The following is an 18952-nucleotide window of genomic DNA, read 5'->3' as shown; positions in this document are numbered from 1 at the left end:
CCTAAATTTTCAATAGGTATTCTATTTTCTTTATCGATTTCATTAATTATTTTTTTTGGGTCAATCGAAACCAATGTATCAATTATAGACTTACAAATCATTGCCTCAATATTTTTTAGCTCTACTATACTATTAATTATAGTGTCCTTGCAAACTGTATAACATTTAACTTTATTGTTTTTTATTGAGATGTATTTGCTGTCATCCAAGTATACAATTAGTGCTTCATTATCTTCATTCAAAAATTTTCTGATTTGATTTCCTTTTTTTTCAGAATCATCATGTTCGTATTTTGAAAAGATAAAAGTAGAACCAACTTTATCTTGTGAATAGACAGTTGTAAAAAATAATAAGGTGATAACTAAAATATAATTCATTATTATTCAATTTCTGTGAGTAAAGGTTTCTTGTAACTCTCGAATATGGTTCACATTAATATCCCAAACCAAGTCTTATTACAACGGTTAAAGAAATGAAATCATCATATCCTACTCCTCAAATATATAAATAATTAGTTACAAAGCATTAAACACACTTTGCGAAAAAGAATAATTTTCGTACTTGTATAAACGGAAACTATCTTGAAATACGCACGCCCTAGCCCAGATAGCAGTGAAAATCCTTATACGCCAGTCCCGAAACCTCGGGATGGCGTATAAGATTGCAACGTATAGCTGGATCAAGCTCCTAAAGAAAAGTTTAATGGTTGAAATGGGTATTTGATTATTAGAAAACCTTAGCATCTTTGTATCTTTGCCGCTTAGAACCTTTTTAAGAAAAATTATGCGCATTGATATTGTTACCGTTTTGCCTGAGTTGTTGAGAAGCCCGTTTGAAGCTTCGATTATGAAACGTGCTATTGACAAAGGATTGGTGGAAGTTCATTTTCATAACCTGCGCGATTACACGACTAACAAACAAAAAAGCGTTGACGATTATCCCTATGGTGGCGGCGCTGGAATGGTAATGACGGTACAACCTATTGATGCTTGCATTACACACTTAAAAAGCGAGCGTACCTATGACGAAGTGATTTACATGTCGCCCGATGGAGAAACGCTCAACCAAAAAATGGCTAACACGATGTCCTTGTATGAAAACATTATTATTTTGTGTGGACACTACAAAGGCGTAGACCAGCGTGTGCGCGATCATTTTATTACCAAAGAAATTTCTATAGGAGATTATGTTTTATCTGGTGGTGAACTTGGTGCTCTCGTATTATCGGATGCTTTAATTCGGTTGATTCCTGGTGTGTTGAGCGATGAAACTTCGGCTTTGACTGATAGTTTTCAAGATGGGTTGTTATCGGGACCTATTTACACGCGACCTGCAGACTACAAAGGATGGAAAGTTCCTGAGGTTTTAACGAGTGGTAACTTTGCTAAAATTGATCAATGGCGCGAGGATATGGCATATGAGCATACTAAAAATAGAAGACCGGATTTATTGGAGGATTAGGACAGTTTGCAGTCACAGTGGGCAGTCTCAGTTTTCGAGTTATTGGCAAAAGTGGACAGTCTCCAGTCACAGTGGGCAGTCGTCGTTGATGTTTTTAGTAATTTTACTACACAACACAAACTGAAAACTGAAAACTAAAAACTGAAAACTAAAAACTGAAAACTGAGCCTGTAAACTAAAAAAAGCAATCTAAATAAATAAAATCATGGATTTCAAAGAATTAGCAGCATTTCAGAAGTCGTTTTTGTTAGCAATGAATATCTTTAATTTATCAAAATCATTCCCAAAAGAAGAGAAATACGCTCTTACAGATCAAATACGCCGCTCCTCGAGAAGTGTTTCAGCTAACATTGCGGAGGCCTTTAGAAAAAGGCGATATCCCAATCATTTCATCAGTAAATTAACAGACAGCGATGCTGAAAACTCAGAGACAAGTGTATGGCTAGAATTTGCATTAAAGTGCGAGTATATAGACTTAGCAACGTTCACTGAATTAAATAACCAAACCATCGAAATTGGAAAGTTAATTAATTTCATGATCAATAATCCTGGTAAATTTGGTTGCAAAATTTAATTCTCTTACTACCTTACAATATTTTGACTAAAAACTGTGACTGAATACTGTAAACTGTGAATGTAACTGATTACTGAGACTGAATACTGCAAACTGAGACTAAAAACCAAGAACTTCTAAACTTTAAACAAGAAAAACTTTAAACTTTAAACATTTTTCTTTACTTTTGCGCCCACATTAAGTTAACCTCTGGCGAGATCCGTGAATGTTGACCTAAATTAAACCATAATAAAATACAATCATGGCAGATTTAATGAAATTCGTTCAAGACGAGTTTGTAACAAGAAAAGATTTCCCAGTTTTTGCAGCTGGAGATACTATCACTGTTTTCTATGAAATTAGAGAGGGTGAAAAAACAAGAACTCAGTTCTTTAAAGGAGTTGTAATTCAAAGAAGAGGTTCAGCTAATACTGAAACTTTTACAATTCGTAAAATGTCTGGTGCAATTGGAGTAGAGCGTATTTTCCCAGTGAACTTACCTGCATTACAAAAAATTGAGATCAACAAAAAAGGTGCAGTTCGTAGAGCTAGAATTTTCTACTTCAGAGAACTTACTGGTAAAAAAGCTAAGATCAAAGACAAAAGAAGATAGTCAAACATCTCTTAATAATAAAAGTCCCAACATGTTTGGGACTTTTTTTTGTTTATAACTTCCTTATAAATTTAGAATTTAGTAGGATTGTAACCTGAAATATAACAATTTGAGAATAGTACGTTAGTAATACTAAAATTCGAGTTTTTCTCTCTCAAATCACCCTTCAATTACATCTGATTTTCATATATTTGTACGTCTTATTTCATGAAAAATTCCTTGAATAAGCTACATTTAACGTGATTCGATTATAAAAATAAAAAAATGACACAGAAATCAAAAATTTTTTACACGCTTACTGATGAAGCGCCGTTACTGGCCACTTATTCATTTTTACCTATTGTACAAGCATTTACAAGAACTTCTGACATTGAAATTGAAACTAGAGACATTTCATTAGCGGGTAGAATCTTATCTAACTTTCCGGAGTTTTTGACTGAAGATCAAAAAACAGCTGATTCCTTACTTGAACTTGGACAACTGGCTACTACTCCAGAAGCTAATATTATAAAATTACCAAACGTATCCGCATCTGTACCGCAATTGAAAGCAGCTATTGCTGAACTACAATCTCATGGATATCAATTACCAAACTTTCCTGAAGAACCACAAAACGAAGCTGAGACTGCTATCAAAGCAAAATACTCTAAAATATTAGGATCTGCTGTAAATCCTGTTTTACGTGAAGGAAATTCAGACAGAAGAGCACCAAAAGCGGTTAAGAATTATGCTAAAGCCAACCCACATTCAATGGGAGCTTGGACTGCCGACTCAAAAACGTACGTTGCCTCAATGGAAAGTGGCGATTTTTATGGTAGTGAAAAGTCAATTACCTTAACTGAAGCTACAGATGTAAAAATTGAATTAGTAGCCAAAGACGGAACAACAACTGTTTTAAAAGCAAGCACTCCGCTAAAAGCTGGAGAAATCATTGATAGCGCCGTATTGAACTTACATGCACTAAAAACATTTGTAGCGAAGACTATTGCCGAAGCAAAACAATTAAACGTTTTACTTTCAGTTCACTTGAAAGCTACGATGATGAAAGTATCGGATCCCATCATTTTTGGCGCTATCGTAGAAGTATATTTTGCATCAGTATTCGAAAAATACGCTACTTTATTCCAAGAGTTAAACATTGACACCCGCAATGGTTTAGGTGATATTTATGCTAAAATAGCTGGAAATCCATTACAAGCCGAAGTTGAAGCCGCATTAAACGCAGCTATCGAAAATGGTCCTGCATTGGCAATGGTAAATTCTGATAAAGGAATTACAAACTTACACGTTCCGTCTGACGTTATTGTTGACGCATCTATGCCAGCAATGATTCGTACTTCGGGTCAGATGTACAACAAAGAAGGAAAGCAGCAAGATACTGTTGCTATGATACCAGACCGCAGTTATGCAGGTGTGTACACAGCAACTATTGATTTTTGCAAAAAACACGGCGCTTTTGACCCTACTACCATGGGAAGTGTTCCAAACGTAGGTTTGATGGCACAAAAAGCCGAAGAATACGGATCTCACGACAAGACTTTTCAAATTGCCACGGATGGTGTAGTTAGAGTAGTAGATACTAATGGAACTGTTTTAATGGAACAAACTGTTGAAACAAATGATATTTTTAGAATGTGTCAAGCCAAAGACGCTCCTATTCAAGACTGGGTAAAACTAGCTGTAAACAGAGCTCGTTTGTCTAATACTCCAGCGATTTTCTGGTTGGATAATAACAGAGCACACGATAGAGAATTGATCGTAAAAGTAAATCATTACTTGAAAGATTTTGATACCACTGGATTAGACATTCAGATTTTAAACCCTATCGAGGCTACTAACTTTACCTTAGAAAGAATTGTTCAAGGTTTAGATACTATTTCAGTAACTGGAAATGTATTACGTGATTACTTAACTGATTTATTCCCAATTTTAGAAGTAGGAACATCAGCAAAAATGCTATCTATTGTTCCTTTGATGAATGGTGGTGGATTGTTCGAAACTGGTGCAGGCGGATCAGCTCCTAAGCACGTTGAGCAATTTACAGAAGAAGGATACTTGCGTTGGGACTCTCTTGGAGAATTCCTAGCACTTGGAGCTTCTTTAGAACATTTAGGACAAACTTTACACAACAACAAAGCAATTGTTCTTGCTGAAACATTAGATGTAGCTACTGAAAAATTCTTAGCAAATGACAAATCGCCTGCACGTAAAGTAGGTGGAATTGACAACAGAGGGTCACAATTTTACTTGGCTATGTACTGGGCAGAAGCTCTTGCAGCTCAAGATAAAGAACCGTCATTAAAAGCGATTTTTACTCCTATTGCAACTGAGTTGTTAGCTAATGAAGCAAGCATTAATACTGAACTTATTGCAGCTCAAGGCCAACCTCAACATATTAATGGACATTATCAACCTAATCCAGAGTTGACAAGCAAAGCCATGCGTCCTAGTGCAACATTCAATGCCATTTTAGCAAAAATTGCATAAGTAGAATAACAATAGTGAAACAAAAAAATGAAGACAACTGTAAAAAGTTGTCTTTTTTTTATCTTAGCAATACCTTAACATGTGTTATATGCCAATTACCAAACTATTTGAGGTAATTTGTACTTTCATTCTGATAAAAATAAAACAATGAACTCAAAAAAATACATTCTGTACTTTATAGTTGTACTAACGTCATTTTGCTCTTTTGCTCAGGAAAAATTCACCCTAAGTGGGACTATAATCGATGCAAGCGGTAACGAGTCTTTAATAGGTGTAAATGTTGTTTTACCAAGTTTAAAAACAGGTGTTACAACTAATGAATATGGATTTTTTTCAATTACAGTTCCTAAGGGAATTTACACCGTACAAGTAAGTTACTTGGGTTTTCAAACGCTTGAAGAATCTATTGATCTGAACCAAAATACGATTCGAAATTTCAAACTAGTGGGTAATGAAACCATTTTAAAGGAAGTAATTATCACCGATAATAAAACCAAAATTGACATCAAAAAACCAGAGATGAGCGTGAATAAACTCTCCATTTCTGCAATCAAAAAAATGCCCGTTGTATTGGGAGAAGTTGATGTTTTAAAATCTATTTTACTATTGCCTGGTGTTACCAATGCTGGCGAAGGTGCCTCTGGATTTAATGTTCGAGGTGGTGGAGCTGATCAAAACTTAATTTTATTAGATGAAGCAACGATTTTCAATTCTTCACATGTTTTTGGATTTTTCTCTGTTTTTAATCCTGATGCTATCAAAGATTTAAAATTGTATAAAGGTGGAATTCCAGCGCGATATGGCGGAAGAGCATCATCAGTTTTGGATATTTATCAAAAAGATGGTAATAGTAAAGAATTTCATGTAAACGGTGGAATTGGGTTAATATCCAGTAGAATTTTGGCCGAAGGACCATTAGTAAAAGACAAAGGATCTTTCTTAATAGGCGGTCGCAGCTCTTATGCACATTTGTTCTTGAAACTTTCTGAAGAGCAAAAAGACAACTCTGCTTATTTTTATGATTTAAATACAAAACTGAGCTATAAATTAAACCCGAATAACAATTTATACTTATCGGGGTATTTTGGTCGAGATGTTTTCAGTCTTAACGAAAGTTTTACCAATATTTATGGGAATGCTACTTTAAACCTTAGATGGAATCACTTATTTTCAGAAAAATTATTTTCAAATTTATCACTAATCTACAGTGACTATTATTATGGTTTGGATTTGGATTTTGTAGGTTTCAAATGGGATTCTGGCATTAAAAACTACAATGTTAAATACGACTTTAAAAACTACATTTCAAATAAGTTCAAATTAAATTATGGACTGAACGCCATTTACTATGAATTCAATCCCGGCACCATAAAACCAAGCAATGAAAATTCTGGAATTAACTTTGACCAGCTAGATAAAAAATACGCTTTTGAACCAGCACTTTACTTAAATGCAGATCATGAAATATCCAATAAAATAGCCCTTTCTTACGGACTTCGTTACAGTATGTTTTATAGATTAGGGCAATCTACAGTAAATATTTATGAGAACAACAATCCAGTCCTTTTTGATCCTGAGTTGCAAATTTACGAAAAAGCTACACCCATAAGTTCTCAATTTTATGGTAAAAACAAGGTCATTAAGAACTATAATTATCTTGAGCCACGCTTGTCCATTGCGTACCAAATTAATGACGAACAATCTGTAAAAGCCAGTTACAACAGGATGGTACAGTATTTACAATTAATATCAAACACCTCATCTCCTACTCCGCTAGACGTGTGGACACCGAGTGACAATTTTATCAAACCTCAAATTGCAGATCAAGTTGCATTAGGCTATTTTAAAAATTTTAAAGATGACATGTATTCTCTTGAGGTAGAAACTTATTACAAAGAAGTTCAAAACCGATTGGACTATATTGACGGAGCCGATTTAATTGCAAATAAAGCTATTGAACAAATTATTTTAAATGGTCAATTACGATCCTACGGTTTGGAAATACTTTTCCGTAAAAACGAAGGTCGATTAAACGGTTGGATTTCGTACACATTGTCAAGATCAGAGCAACAAACACCAGGAAGAACTCCGCTAGAAACAGGAATAAACAATGGTCAGTGGTACAACTCTGTATATGACAAGTTGCATAATATTGCTGTAACCTCATCCTATAATTTAAATGACAAATGGTCTTTTGGCGCTAACTTTGCACTTCAAACAGGTCAACCAGTAACCTACCCAACTGGGCAATACGAGTATTTGGGCATAGTTGTTCCTAGCTACGGATTGCGCAATGAAAATAGATTACCGGCCTACCACCACTTAGATCTAGCAGCTACCTTAACACCTACAAAAAATAAAAATAGACAATGGAAAGGCGAATGGGTTTTTAGTATTTATAATGTATACAATCGTCGTAATGCTGCGTCAATCAATTTTAGACAAAACGCAGACACAGGCAATAATGAAGCCGTAAGAACCTCTATTTTTGGGATGGTTCCAGCAGTGAGTTACAACTTTAAATTTTAGTACTTAAAATATTTTTAAAATTTCAGATGATGAAAAAAATAATCCTTCTCTTAATCCTAATTAGCACTTGCATTACCACTAGTTGTGAGGATGTAATAAATGTTGACTTGAATAATGCTGCGCCAAAACTAGTGATTGAAGCGGCAATAAACTGGAAAAAAGGAACAAGTGGTACAGTACAAACCATTAAACTATCAACAACTACTGGTTTTTATGACACTAAAATTCCAAAAGTTTCAGGAGCTACCGTGACTATAAAAAATAGTGCCAACACAATTTTTGTTTTTACTGAAACAGGAACACCTGGAGAATATGTTTGCACCAATTTCAATCCAGTTCTTAATGAGACATACACGCTAAATATCATTAACAAAGGCGCCACCTATACAGCCACAGAAACATTAAAACCTGTTGCTTCTATTACCAAAATTGTTCAAAATGACAAAGGTGGCTTTACCGGAAACAATAAAGAAATTAAAACTTTTTACCAAGATCCAGCAGGAATTGCCAATTATTACCTCTACAAATACAGCTATTCTAATCAAGTAAAAGCAGATTATTATGTGGATCAAGATGAGTTTTTCAATGGCAATGAATTTTTTAGTATTTCCCAAAACGACGAACTTAAAAAAGGGGATCTAATTGAGGTAACGCATATCGGAATTTCAAAAGCCTATTACAATTATATGAGTGTTCTAGTAAGCATTGCTGGTAACAATGGAGGTGGGCCATTTCAAGCACCGCCAGCAACTGTCAGAGGAAATATCATCAACTCGACCACACCAGAAAACTATCCGCTTGGGTATTTTTCATTAAGCGAGACGGAGGTAAGAAATTATACGGTTGAATAAGTATATTTGTACTCCAAACCAAAATCAATAAACATGTCATCACATCATATCGTTCGGGACGATCAAGAGCCTGCCTTAATAATTGCTAATGGCGCATCCTGTAATCCTGAACTTTTAGGTCAATTGCTGGAGTGGTCGCCGCTAGTAATTGTACTAGATTCTGCTATGGTACGAGTTATGGAACTAGATATAAAAGTAGATGTACTCTTGGGTGATTTTGACCGTGGTTTTGATCCTGAAATCTATAAAACTTCTCAATATCCGCTTGAAATTGTTCATACACCTGACCAAAACAAAACGGACCTTGAGAAAGCTTTTGATTATTTAATTAATAGAAAAATACCTGCTGTAAATGTGGTTTGGGCAACAGGAAAAAGAGCCGATCACACGATTACGAACCTAACCAACATCCCAAAATACCGAAACCTACTGAAAATTGTCATATTAGACGATCACTCAAAAGTATTTTTATTGCCTAGAAAATTCGAAAAATGGTATACAGCACAAACTCCTATTTCATTAATCCCAATTGGACAAGTAACAGGAATACAGTCTGATAATTTATTTTATCCGCTTCAAAACGATACCTTAACTATAGGATATCGAACTGGCAGCAGTAATCACGTGGCTCAAGATGGGTTAGTTACTATACTTCATGAAGAAGGTGATTTACTACTGATGGAATGTCTGGATTAATTTTTAGTTTCTTCGTCTAAAATAACGTTTTTAACAATAGCATAATGACTCCATGGAATAAAATGATTGGCTTCGGGGATGGTTTTCATAGTCAATTTCTTAGCGTTTACAAACTTCTTTTTCATGTAATCCACATTGCTGTAAGGTACTAAAACATCCTTAGTGCCATGTACAATGGTCACTTCGCAATCAATTTTATAAAGTTGGTTTTCTAAGGTTACCAAGTCTTTTTTTAACCACCACAATTCATCGTTTGAAGGCCTCAACGCGCCTGGAATTAAGTATCGCAACGGAATTGTCTTAATTACCGTGCGCCATTTCTCTGGCTTTTCGGCTTTTGGATCAAGAGATCCCGCTAAAACTACTATCCTTTTATACCACTCGGGATGATCAACAGCAAGTTGCGCAACAAGCGGACCGCCTAATGAATGCCCTACCAACGTAACTGACTTTTTAAAGTTTTGAGATTTGATAAATGTAGATATAAACTGTGATTGTGTTGCTAAATTTTGAGCATCCCCAAAATCACTGTACCCAAATCCAGGACGATCAATAGCAATCATTCGGTATTTTTTTAGTAAATCTGGATCTACTAAATACTCTTTGAAAGCATTCCAACTCCCTGGCGAACCATGAACAAAAAGCAATACTGGGTTTAAATCTGATCCAGTGGCTACATAATGCAACTTAAAACCACCGCTTTGAAAGGTCGTGTCTTGATACGTCGTTTGAGATTTTGAAAAAAATGAAGTCGTTTCTTTAGGAGTAAACCGCATAGTCATACAAGCTTGACACAAAAACAAGTAAAGTACTATTATTGAAATTACTAAATAACGCTTCTTGAAAACGAATCGAGCTGCTATAAAATTCATTTTTTTCATAAAAGTAGCCGTTTTTAAGCTTCAAAAAAAGTCTCAATTAAATTTTATGATTTCTTTTCCAGCTGTTTAATCACATTAAGTTTACATTAGCAAACTACTTATGGTTATCTTTGCACCCAAAATAAGAACGAACGATTTAAAATGAGTACTGAAAAAACAAATTTACACCCAAGGAATCTGGACAGGACAGGGTATGATTTTAAAGAATTAATTACTACATATCCATCCCTAAGTGAATTTGTTAAAACCAATGAGCACGGAACTGAAACCATCGATTTCAGCGATCCTGAAGCGGTAAAAGCCTTGAACAAAGCGCTTTTGATGCAGCACTTTGACATTCAAAATTGGGATATTCCTAACAATTATTTGTGCCCACCTATTCCTGGTAGAGCTGATTATATTCATTATTTAGCAGATTTATTGGCATCTAGCAACAACGGAATTATACCTGAGGGCGAAACTGTTCAAGGGTTAGATATTGGTGTGGGTGCCAATTGCATCTATCCGCTTATAGGTTCTTCTGTTTACGGCTGGAGTTTTGTAGGAACTGATATTGATACAAAAGCAATTCAAAACTGCAGTACTATCATTGAAAACAACCCAAAACTCATTGATTTAATTAGCTTGCAACAACAAACGGAATCACGTTTTATATTTAAAAATATTATAACGCCTGAGGATAAATTCACCTTTACAATTTGCAATCCTCCTTTTCACGCATCACAAGATGAGGCTACTAAAAGTACCTTAAGAAAAATAAACAATTTACAATCTAATAGCGGTACAAGTAAAACGACAAAGCCTGTTTTAAACTTTGGGGGTCACAATGCCGAATTATTTTGTGAAGGCGGAGAACTTGGGTTTGTCACCCAAATGATTTACGAAAGTGCAAAATATCCTCTGCAGTGTCTTTGGTTCACGACTTTAGTGTCCAAAAAAGAAAATCTTTCTAGTTTATACAAAACACTAAACAAAGTAAGCGCTGTCGAAATCAAAACTATTGATATGGCTCAAGGCCAAAAAACAAGCCGCATCTTAGCTTGGACATTCTTGAGTTCAGCACAACAAAAAGCATGGAAGTTTTAAGTTTTTAAAAACATATTTTCTTGAATTGAGTCGTATCTTTGTATGAAGTAATTCCAAGACATGAATTTTCAAGTAGTATCCGATTACCAGCCCAAAGGTGACCAACCACAAGCCATTGCAAAATTAGCGCAAGGCATTGTAGATGGAGATCAATTCCAAACGCTTTTAGGTGTTACCGGTTCTGGTAAAACTTTTACCGTAGCCAATGTTATTCAAGAAGTGCAACGCCCTACCCTGGTTTTGGCACACAACAAAACATTAGCTGCTCAGTTGTACTCGGAATTCAAACAATTTTTCCCGAATAACGCCGTAGAATATTTTGTTTCTTACTACGATTATTATCAGCCTGAAGCTTTCATGCCTGTTACTGGCGTTTTCATTGAGAAGGATTTATCCATCAATGAAGAGCTGGAAAAAATGCGAATGTCAACCACTGCTTCGTTGCTTTCTGGACGTAGAGATATTTTGGTTGTCGCATCTGTTTCGTGTTTGTATGGTATTGGTAACCCTATTGAATTTCAAAAAAACCTAATCCCAATAGAGAAAGGACAAGTTATTTCTCGGACCAAATTATTACATCAATTGGTGCAAAGTTTGTATTCTAGAACCGAAGCTGATTTTAATCCCGGAAGTTTCAGGATAAAAGGTGATACCGTTGATGTATACCCTAGTTATGCCGATGAAGCCTATAGAATTCATTTTTTCGGGGATGAAATTGAAGAAATAGAAAGCTTTGATACTAAAAATTCTCAAGTCCTTGAACAATTTGACAGACTAACCATTTATCCTGCTAATATGTTTGTGACTTCGCCAGATGTATTGCAAAATGCCATTTGGGAAATCCAACAAGACTTGGTAAAACAAGTTGATTATTTTAAAGAAATAGGTAAACATCTTGAAGCTAAAAGGCTGGAAGAACGAACCAATTTCGACTTAGAAATGATTCGGGAACTGGGATATTGTTCCGGTATCGAAAATTACTCTCGTTACTTAGATGGGCGTTTACCAGGTACAAGACCTTTTTGCTTGCTAGACTATTTCCCTAAAGATTACTTGATGGTCGTGGATGAAAGCCATGTAACACTCTCCCAAGTGAGCGCTATGTATGGCGGTGATCGCAGCCGTAAAGAGAACTTGGTTGAATACGGATTTAGACTTCCTGCCGCAATGGACAACCGTCCTTTGAAATTTGAGGAATTCGAAGCCATGCAAAATCAAGTTATTTACGTTTCGGCAACACCTGCTGATTATGAGTTACAAAAAACAGATGGTGTTGTGGTAGAGCAAGTGATTCGTCCCACAGGACTATTGGATCCTATTATTGAAATAAGACCTAGCTTGAACCAAATTGATGATTTAATCGAAGAAATTCAAGTTCGAGCCGAAATTGACGAGCGTGTTTTAGTCACTACTTTGACCAAAAGAATGGCCGAAGAACTAGCTAAATATTTAACTAAAGTTCATATTCGTTGTCGTTATATCCATTCTGAAGTGGATACTTTGGAACGAATTGAAATCATGCAAGACCTTAGAAAAGGAATATTTGATGTTCTAATAGGTGTCAATTTACTCCGTGAAGGACTAGATTTACCCGAAGTTTCTCTTGTAGCCATTCTAGATGCTGACAAAGAAGGTTTTTTAAGAAGTCATCGATCACTTACACAAACAATTGGTCGTGCAGCAAGAAACCTAAATGGAAAAGCAATCATGTATGCCGATAAAATTACGGCCAGCATGCAAAAAACCATCGACGAAACTTCATACCGAAGAACCAAACAAATCAATTACAATACGGAACACAATTTAGTTCCTATGGCGTTGAACAAAAAAATAGAAAGCGCCTTTACCAAAAATCCTCTTGTAGATTATGAATTAGGTGCTACTTTAAACACTGCAGCAGAGCCAGAAAATCTTTATCTGTCTAAACCTGAACTGGAAAAACTTATTCGAGAGAAAAGAAAATCCATGGAAAAAGCGGCAAAAGAATTAGACTTTATGCAAGCCGCAAAACTTAGAGATGAGATCAAAGCATTACAAGGCCAATTGTCCTAGTTATGCTGCTCCTGAAAAACATTTAATAAAACCGCCCCGTCAATTATAGCATTAGGTGATTCACTCATTAATTTTAAAATACGTTTGGTAGCATTAGGATTCAATCCCATGTCAATAGCTATTTGCTGGATAGACGCTAATTCTTTTTCATGTATCACACCATCACAATACATTAACAAAGCCAATCTATAAAATTGTTGAATTCTAAGAAACTCTGTTTTTATAGTCAATTGAGGAACTTCTTGATGAAATAAATCTTTGAAAACATCTTTTTCTATTCCTAAAGCTTGTGCTACTATTGACAGAAATTCATATTCGCGTTTGTGTAATTTTCCATCAACAGTTGAAAAAGCTATCATTTCAAGCAACAAACTGCGTCTTTCCTCAAATTCGTTCATAATCTATATTTTGTGCTAAAATATTATTTTATTTTAAATTATCAAGTAGAAATGCGATCGCAAACCAATTCTAAATTGAAAATTGTATTCTAAATGCTTTTAAAACGTACCTTTGTATAAAATTAGAATATGATGACAAATAACGATATCTTTAAAAAACTTCGCGTGGCACTTATGCTTCGTGACGACCAAATAGTTGAAATATTAGAATTAGTAGATTTTAGAATTACAAAATCGGAGTTGGGTGCTTTTTTTCGTGATGAAAAACATGAAAATTACATGGAATGTGGCGACCAAGTATTGCGTAATTTCTTGAACGGACTAGTGATTCACTTGCGTGGAACTAAGGAAAATCCAAAAAATCCAAATGATGTTTTGGCCAAACACAAAGCCCAAATTCCAGTGAAAGAAGGCGCAGGTGAAAGAACAGAATTCAAAGCTAAAGCAAAAGATTCTGAAAGAGCAAGAGGTGACGAAGCTCCATCAAAGACAAAACCTGCCGCTAAAAAACCTTTCAAAAAAACATTTGCAAAAGGAACCCCAAAAGTGCAAGTGGTGGAGAAAGTGAAATATAATTTCGGGAAAAATAAAAAATCATAATTGTGAAAACAGCCTTGATTATTGGCAGCACAGGTCTTATTGGATCTGAATTACTCCAAATACTTTTAGACAATCCTGAATATACAAGCGTTGTAACCTTTGTAAAAAGAGATACGGGAATACAAAACCCCAAATTAACCCAACACGTCATTGACTTTGACAAGCCCGAAAGCTATAAAGAATGGGTTGTGGGCGATGATTTCTTTTGCACCATTGGTACTACCATAAAAAAAGCTGGTAGCCAACAAGCATTTAAAAAAGTAGATTTTGAATATCCTAAACAATTCGCCCTTTTTGCGCAAGAGAATAAAGTGAAAAATTATTTATTGATCTCTTCACTGGATGCCAATGCCACGTCTTCAAATTTTTATTTAAAGACAAAAGGCGAAATTCAAGATTTTCTTAAAACTTGTAATTTTGAAAGCGTTTCCATTCTGCAACCTTCCCTACTATTGGGTGATCGAAATGAATTTAGATTTGCAGAAAAAGCTGGTGCATTTGTAATGAAATTAGTATCATTTGTATTCGTTGGAAAACTAAAAAAATACAAAGCCATACAGGGAAATACAGTTGCGAAAGCACTTTATCGTATAGCACAAAAAAACAAAAAAGGTTTTCATATTTACGAATCCGATGTGATTCAAGAAATAGGAAATTAATACCTAACTAAATCCTGAATGAGAGTTCGGGATTTTTTGTATATTTTTGTCTGAGTAAATCTTTAAAAATTAGAATGAAAATTGTTAATTGGAATTGTAATGGAGCATTCAGAAAAAAGTTTAAATTACTTGAACAATTTGATGCTGATATAATTGTCATTCAAGAATGTGAAGACCCAGAAAGATCAATTGATACAAATTACAAGGATTGGGCCAAAAATTATATTTGGATAGGTGATAACAAAAATAAAGGACTTGGTATTTTTTGTAAAGAAGTTATAAAAATCTCAAATAACAATTGGCAAAGAGAAAACCTCAAACATTTCCTATCTGCAACAATTAATGATGATTTTAATCTAATTGGTTTATGGAATCACCACGCTAATTCCCCCACTTTTGGATATATTGGACAATTTTGGAAATACCTTCAAATCAATAAATCATTAATGTCTAAAGCTATAATTATTGGTGATTTCAATAGTAATAAAATTTGGGACAAATGGGACAGATGGTGGAATCATTCTGATGTAGTAAGAGAATTAGAGGAGATTGGAATTAGAAGTTTATATCATGATTATCATAACGAAAGACAAGGAGAAGAATCAGTACCAACCTTTTATCTGCAAAAGAATGTCTTAAAGCCGTTTCATATTGATTATGCTTTTGCAGATGAAAAAGAATTTGCAGTAATTAAGAAATTTGAAATAGGTCTTAACAATAATTGGATTCAATGGAGTGACCACATGCCCATATTAATTGAAATTTAAAAAGAGTATTTTTTTAAAATCACAATAACAACTTTCAATGAGGATTTATATATACCTTCAATCATCTAAAAAAATTTAAACTCATCAATATGAAAAACTTCCTCAGCTTTTTGACATTATTGTTTTCAATTTTAATTTTTGGACAAAAAATGAAAAGCAATGATCCAGCTGTGATTTTAAATTCACTTTTAAGAACTACAGCTTAACATACTACAGCCTACTTTATCTCTAGCCCAATCCGGTCTTTTGGCAAACCATTTTTGGAAATTAGGTTGCTCATCATAAGGTTTTTGGAGCATTTCAAATAATTCATTTAGCAAACCGTAATCTCCTTTATCCGCATCATCAATACACAGTTGCGCCATGTAATTTCGCAATACATACTTGGGATTCACTTTATCCATTTGTTGTTTTCTTTCCAAATCAGAAATGACCTCTTCATTAATTCGAATACTGTACTTTTCAAACCAATCGTACCATTCACTCAAGATGGTTTCATCTAAATCCTTTTCATTGTAAAAAGCAGCTTTAACAGTATTGAAAGCATCTTTCGAAGTAGCTACTTTGGTAACATTGCTTAGACTCCTAAAGAAAATAGTCATATCGGTTTCTACTCGTTGAAGTAATTCAATCAAACCATGAATCAAGACTACATCCTCTTCTTTTTTGATTTGGAGGCCCAACTTATTTTGCATCATTCTCAAATACTCCTTTTCGTAATTGGTACTGAATGCCTCAAGAATAGCTTCCAGCGGCTTAGCATCTTGAATTAAAGGATACAATGCATTTGCTAATTGGTATAAATTCCACAATGCCATTTCAGGTTGATTGCCATAACGGTACCTTTTATGCTGCCTGTCAGTGGTATTAGGAGTCCACCCTGGATTAAAATTTTCTAACCAACCGTAAGGACCATAATCAATTGTAATCCCGTGAATAGACATATTATCCGTATTCATTACACCATGCACAAAACCAACGCGCTGCCAGTTGACAATCATATTGAACGTGGTTTGAGTAACTTCTTGAAAAAAGGCTAAGTATTTTTCGATTCCTTCTTTTTTAATATGTGAAAAATGGTGCTTGATAGTATAATCAGTCAATAATTTTAAATTTTCGTGATCTTCACGCGCGGCAAAAATTTCAAAACTTCCAAAACGAATAAAAGATGGAGCCACTCTTGCTACAATAGCGCCTTTCTCATAAGCAGGATTTCCATTGTACAAAACATCGCGTAAAACGGGATCTCCAGATACCATTAACGAAAGTGAACGTGTAGTAGGAACTCCTAAATAATGCATGGCCTCGGCACATAAGTATTCTCTAATGGAAGAGCGCAAAACTGCAAATCCATCTGCATTTCTAGAATATGGTGTAGGTCCAGCACCTTTCAGTTGCAACGTATAAGACTCATTGTTATGTAGAACTTCAGTTAAATTTATGGCACGCCCATCACCAAGTTGTCCAGCCCAATTCCCAAACTGGTGACCTGCATAACACAAGGCATAAGGCTTAGTTTCAGGATAAATGGTAGTACCTGAAAACGTATTTAAAAATGCTGTTGATGCAAGATCTTCTTCACTGAGTCCGATAGTATTGGCGACTTCAGCAGAAGCATGAATTAATTCAGGATTGCTGGGTTTTACTGGCGTTACATAGGAGAAGCAGGCTTGTTCAACTTGCCTTGGAGTATTTTCAAGGTCAAGATCAGCCGGTAATTCAGATGTGAAGTTATTTTTTATATGAAGTTTCATGATATCAAATTTAAAAAAACAAAGGTAATTGATCAGTGCTATACTGTTTTGTACTTTCCAATAATATTATGAATTGTTTACTTTCCACTAATTATTTGGCATAAAAAAACCTGTTTACTAAAGCAAACAGGTTTCTAATATATAACAATTTTCTAATTAAGAAAGTGCCGCTTGTACTTGATCAGCTGCTTCTTGAAATTCAACAGCAGATAAAATTGGCATTCCTGAATTATCAATTAATTCTTTTGCAATAGCTGCATTGGTACCTTGTAAACGAACAATGATTGGCACTTTAATAGCATCTCCCATATTTTTGTAAGCGTCAACAACTCCTTGTGCCACACGGTCACAACGAACGATACCACCAAAAATATTAATCAAAATAGCTTTTACGTTTTGATCTTTTAAGATAATACGGAAAGCAGTTTCAACACGTTTTGCATCAGCAGTTCCACCTACGTCAAGGAAGTTTGCAGGCTCAAAACCAGCATATTTAATTAAATCCATAGTTGCCATTGCAAGACCTGCTCCGTTTACCATACATCCTACAGTTCCGTCAAGATCTACATAGTTCAAGCCAACTTCTTTTGCTTCAACTTCGATTGGGTTTTCCTCACGAACGTCACGCATGTCAGCATATGCTTTTTGTCTGTATAATGCATTGTCATCAATGTTAACTTTTGCATCAACAGCCATAATTTTATCATCAGATGTTTTTAAAACTGGGTTGATTTCAAACATTGAAGCATCAGATCCGATGTATGCATTGTATAAAGAATCGATGAATTTCACCATTTCTTTGAACGCATTTCCTGAAAGTCCTAAGTTAAAAGCAATTCTTCTTGCTTGAAAACCTTGTAAACCTACAGAAGGATCAATTTCTTCAGTAAAGATTAAATGTGGTGTGTGCTCAGCAACTTCTTCAATATCCATTCCACCTTCGGTAGAATACATGATCATGTTACGACCAGTAGCTCTATTTAATAAAACAGAAACATAAAACTCTGATGTTTCACTTTCTCCAGGATAGTAAACATCTTCAGCAACTAATATAGTACTTACTTTTTTTCCTTCAGCTGATGTTTGAGGTGTAATCAATTGCATCCCTATGATTTGACCTGCAATTTCTTCTACTTGTTGTAAATTTTTGGCAAGTTTTACTCCTCCACCTTTACCACGTCCACCTGCATGAACTTGTGCTTTAATAACATGCCATCCTGTACCCGTTTCGGCAGTTAATTGTTTCGCAGCTTCAACAGCTTCAGCTGGACTATTTGCTACAATTCCGCGTTGAATGCGTACTCCGTAACTTGCTAGAATTTCTTTTCCTTGATATTCGTGTATGTTCATAATATAGAATTTGACTGGCTTCTGAATTTCTTCCAGAAATAAAGTGCCACAAAAATAGCAAAATTTAATGTAACTGTTATTTTTTTTAAATAAATTATTATCCAATTTTTCAACAGATACCTAAGCCTATTTCACATTGGTACGATTCTAAAAAATATCAATTTTTCAAACAATTTTGTTAGAATTTCATTTCAATGTTAAAAACAAACCTATTT

General features: G+C 34.9%; 17 protein-coding genes. 12 read left to right on the top strand and 5 right to left on the bottom strand.

The window, feature by feature from the left end:
- A partial coding sequence (locus FPG59_RS06890; protein ID WP_140344601.1) for a hypothetical protein occupies nucleotides 1-377 on the bottom strand: 377 nt, incomplete at its 3' end.
- A 406-nt stretch (nucleotides 378-783) separates the two neighbouring features.
- Here FPG59_RS06890 and trmD point away from each other — a divergent pair.
- The 7 genes from trmD to FPG59_RS06855 all read left to right on the top strand — a co-directional run bounded on the left by trmD (nucleotide 784) and on the right by FPG59_RS06855 (nucleotide 9190).
- A complete protein-coding gene (trmD, locus tag FPG59_RS06885) occupies nucleotides 784-1461 on the top strand; it encodes a tRNA (guanosine(37)-N1)-methyltransferase TrmD (RefSeq protein WP_086453888.1) in 678 nt (225 codons plus the stop codon).
- Between the two features lie 205 nt (nucleotides 1462-1666).
- A complete protein-coding gene (locus FPG59_RS06880; RefSeq protein WP_086453887.1) occupies nucleotides 1667-2035 on the top strand; it encodes a four helix bundle protein in 369 nt (122 codons plus the stop codon).
- A 241-nt stretch (nucleotides 2036-2276) separates the two neighbouring features.
- Nucleotides 2277-2627: a 50S ribosomal protein L19 gene (gene rplS, locus FPG59_RS06875; RefSeq protein ID WP_086453886.1), complete on the top strand. Its 351-nt coding sequence runs from the start codon at nucleotides 2277-2279 to the stop codon at nucleotides 2625-2627.
- Nucleotides 2628-2891: 264 nt separating this feature from the next.
- Complete coding sequence (locus FPG59_RS06870) at nucleotides 2892-5114, top strand: NADP-dependent isocitrate dehydrogenase (protein ID WP_086453885.1); 2223 nt, start codon at nucleotides 2892-2894, stop codon at nucleotides 5112-5114.
- A gap of 147 nt (nucleotides 5115-5261) precedes the next feature.
- Complete coding sequence (locus FPG59_RS06865; RefSeq protein ID WP_086453884.1) at nucleotides 5262-7643, top strand: TonB-dependent receptor; 2382 nt, start codon at nucleotides 5262-5264, stop codon at nucleotides 7641-7643.
- Nucleotides 7644-7672: 29 nt separating this feature from the next.
- Nucleotides 7673-8494 carry a DUF4249 domain-containing protein gene (locus FPG59_RS06860; RefSeq protein ID WP_086453883.1) on the top strand — a complete coding sequence of 274 codons (822 nt, stop codon included), beginning with the start codon at nucleotides 7673-7675 and terminating at the stop codon, nucleotides 8492-8494.
- 33 nt (nucleotides 8495-8527) lie between these two features.
- On the top strand, nucleotides 8528-9190 hold the full coding sequence (locus FPG59_RS06855; RefSeq protein WP_086453882.1) for a thiamine diphosphokinase: 663 nt from the start codon (nucleotides 8528-8530) through the stop codon (nucleotides 9188-9190).
- On the opposite strand, the gene FPG59_RS06850 is transcribed toward FPG59_RS06855, so the two are convergent.
- Complete coding sequence (locus FPG59_RS06850) at nucleotides 9187-10071, bottom strand: alpha/beta fold hydrolase (protein ID WP_086453881.1); 885 nt, start codon at nucleotides 10069-10071, stop codon at nucleotides 9187-9189. The two genes, FPG59_RS06855 and FPG59_RS06850, sit on opposite strands and share 4 nt — an antisense overlap.
- A gap of 141 nt (nucleotides 10072-10212) precedes the next feature.
- On the opposite strand from FPG59_RS06850, the gene rlmF reads away from it, so the two are divergent.
- Nucleotides 10213-11157 (top strand): 23S rRNA (adenine(1618)-N(6))-methyltransferase RlmF, encoded by a 945-nt coding sequence (gene rlmF, locus FPG59_RS06845; protein ID WP_086453880.1) that lies wholly within the window; start codon nucleotides 10213-10215, stop codon nucleotides 11155-11157.
- 60 nt (nucleotides 11158-11217) lie between these two features.
- The gene (gene uvrB, locus FPG59_RS06840) at nucleotides 11218-13209 is read left to right on the top strand and encodes an excinuclease ABC subunit UvrB (protein ID WP_086453879.1); all 1992 of its coding nucleotides are present in this window, start codon (nucleotides 11218-11220) and stop codon (nucleotides 13207-13209) included.
- On the opposite strand, the gene FPG59_RS06835 is transcribed toward uvrB, so the two are convergent.
- Entirely contained in the window at nucleotides 13206-13607 is a 402-nt protein-coding gene (locus tag FPG59_RS06835; RefSeq protein WP_086453878.1) for an excinuclease ABC subunit B, read from the bottom strand. The two genes, uvrB and FPG59_RS06835, sit on opposite strands and share 4 nt — an antisense overlap.
- Before the next feature lie 132 nt (nucleotides 13608-13739).
- Between FPG59_RS06835 and FPG59_RS06830 the strand changes: the two genes are divergently transcribed.
- The 3 genes from FPG59_RS06830 (at nucleotide 13740) to FPG59_RS06820 (ending at nucleotide 15633) form a co-directional block, all read left to right on the top strand.
- Entirely contained in the window at nucleotides 13740-14207 is a 468-nt protein-coding gene (locus tag FPG59_RS06830) for a DUF1456 family protein (protein ID WP_086453877.1), read from the top strand.
- Nucleotides 14208-14209: 2 nt separating this feature from the next.
- A complete protein-coding gene (locus FPG59_RS06825; RefSeq protein ID WP_176330703.1) occupies nucleotides 14210-14866 on the top strand; it encodes an oxidoreductase in 657 nt (218 codons plus the stop codon).
- A gap of 74 nt (nucleotides 14867-14940) precedes the next feature.
- Complete coding sequence (locus tag FPG59_RS06820; RefSeq protein WP_086453875.1) at nucleotides 14941-15633, top strand: endonuclease/exonuclease/phosphatase family protein; 693 nt, start codon at nucleotides 14941-14943, stop codon at nucleotides 15631-15633.
- Nucleotides 15634-15821: 188 nt separating this feature from the next.
- Here FPG59_RS06820 and FPG59_RS06815 read toward each other — a convergent pair whose 3' ends face one another.
- The gene (locus FPG59_RS06815; protein ID WP_176330704.1) at nucleotides 15822-17390 is read right to left on the bottom strand and encodes a YdiU family protein; all 1569 of its coding nucleotides are present in this window, start codon (nucleotides 17388-17390) and stop codon (nucleotides 15822-15824) included.
- 153 nt (nucleotides 17391-17543) lie between these two features.
- Nucleotides 17544-18737 (bottom strand): ADP-forming succinate--CoA ligase subunit beta, encoded by a 1194-nt coding sequence (sucC, locus tag FPG59_RS06810; RefSeq protein WP_086453873.1) that lies wholly within the window; start codon nucleotides 18735-18737, stop codon nucleotides 17544-17546.
- Between the last annotated feature and the right edge of the window lie 215 nt (nucleotides 18738-18952).

The sequence above is a fragment of the Flavobacterium sp. FPG59 genome (assembly GCF_002150205.1).
GTDB lineage: Bacteria > Bacteroidota > Bacteroidia > Flavobacteriales > Flavobacteriaceae > Flavobacterium.
The sequence above is the reverse complement of the archived record's forward strand: the minus strand, read 5'-3'. Positions and strand labels throughout refer to the sequence as shown.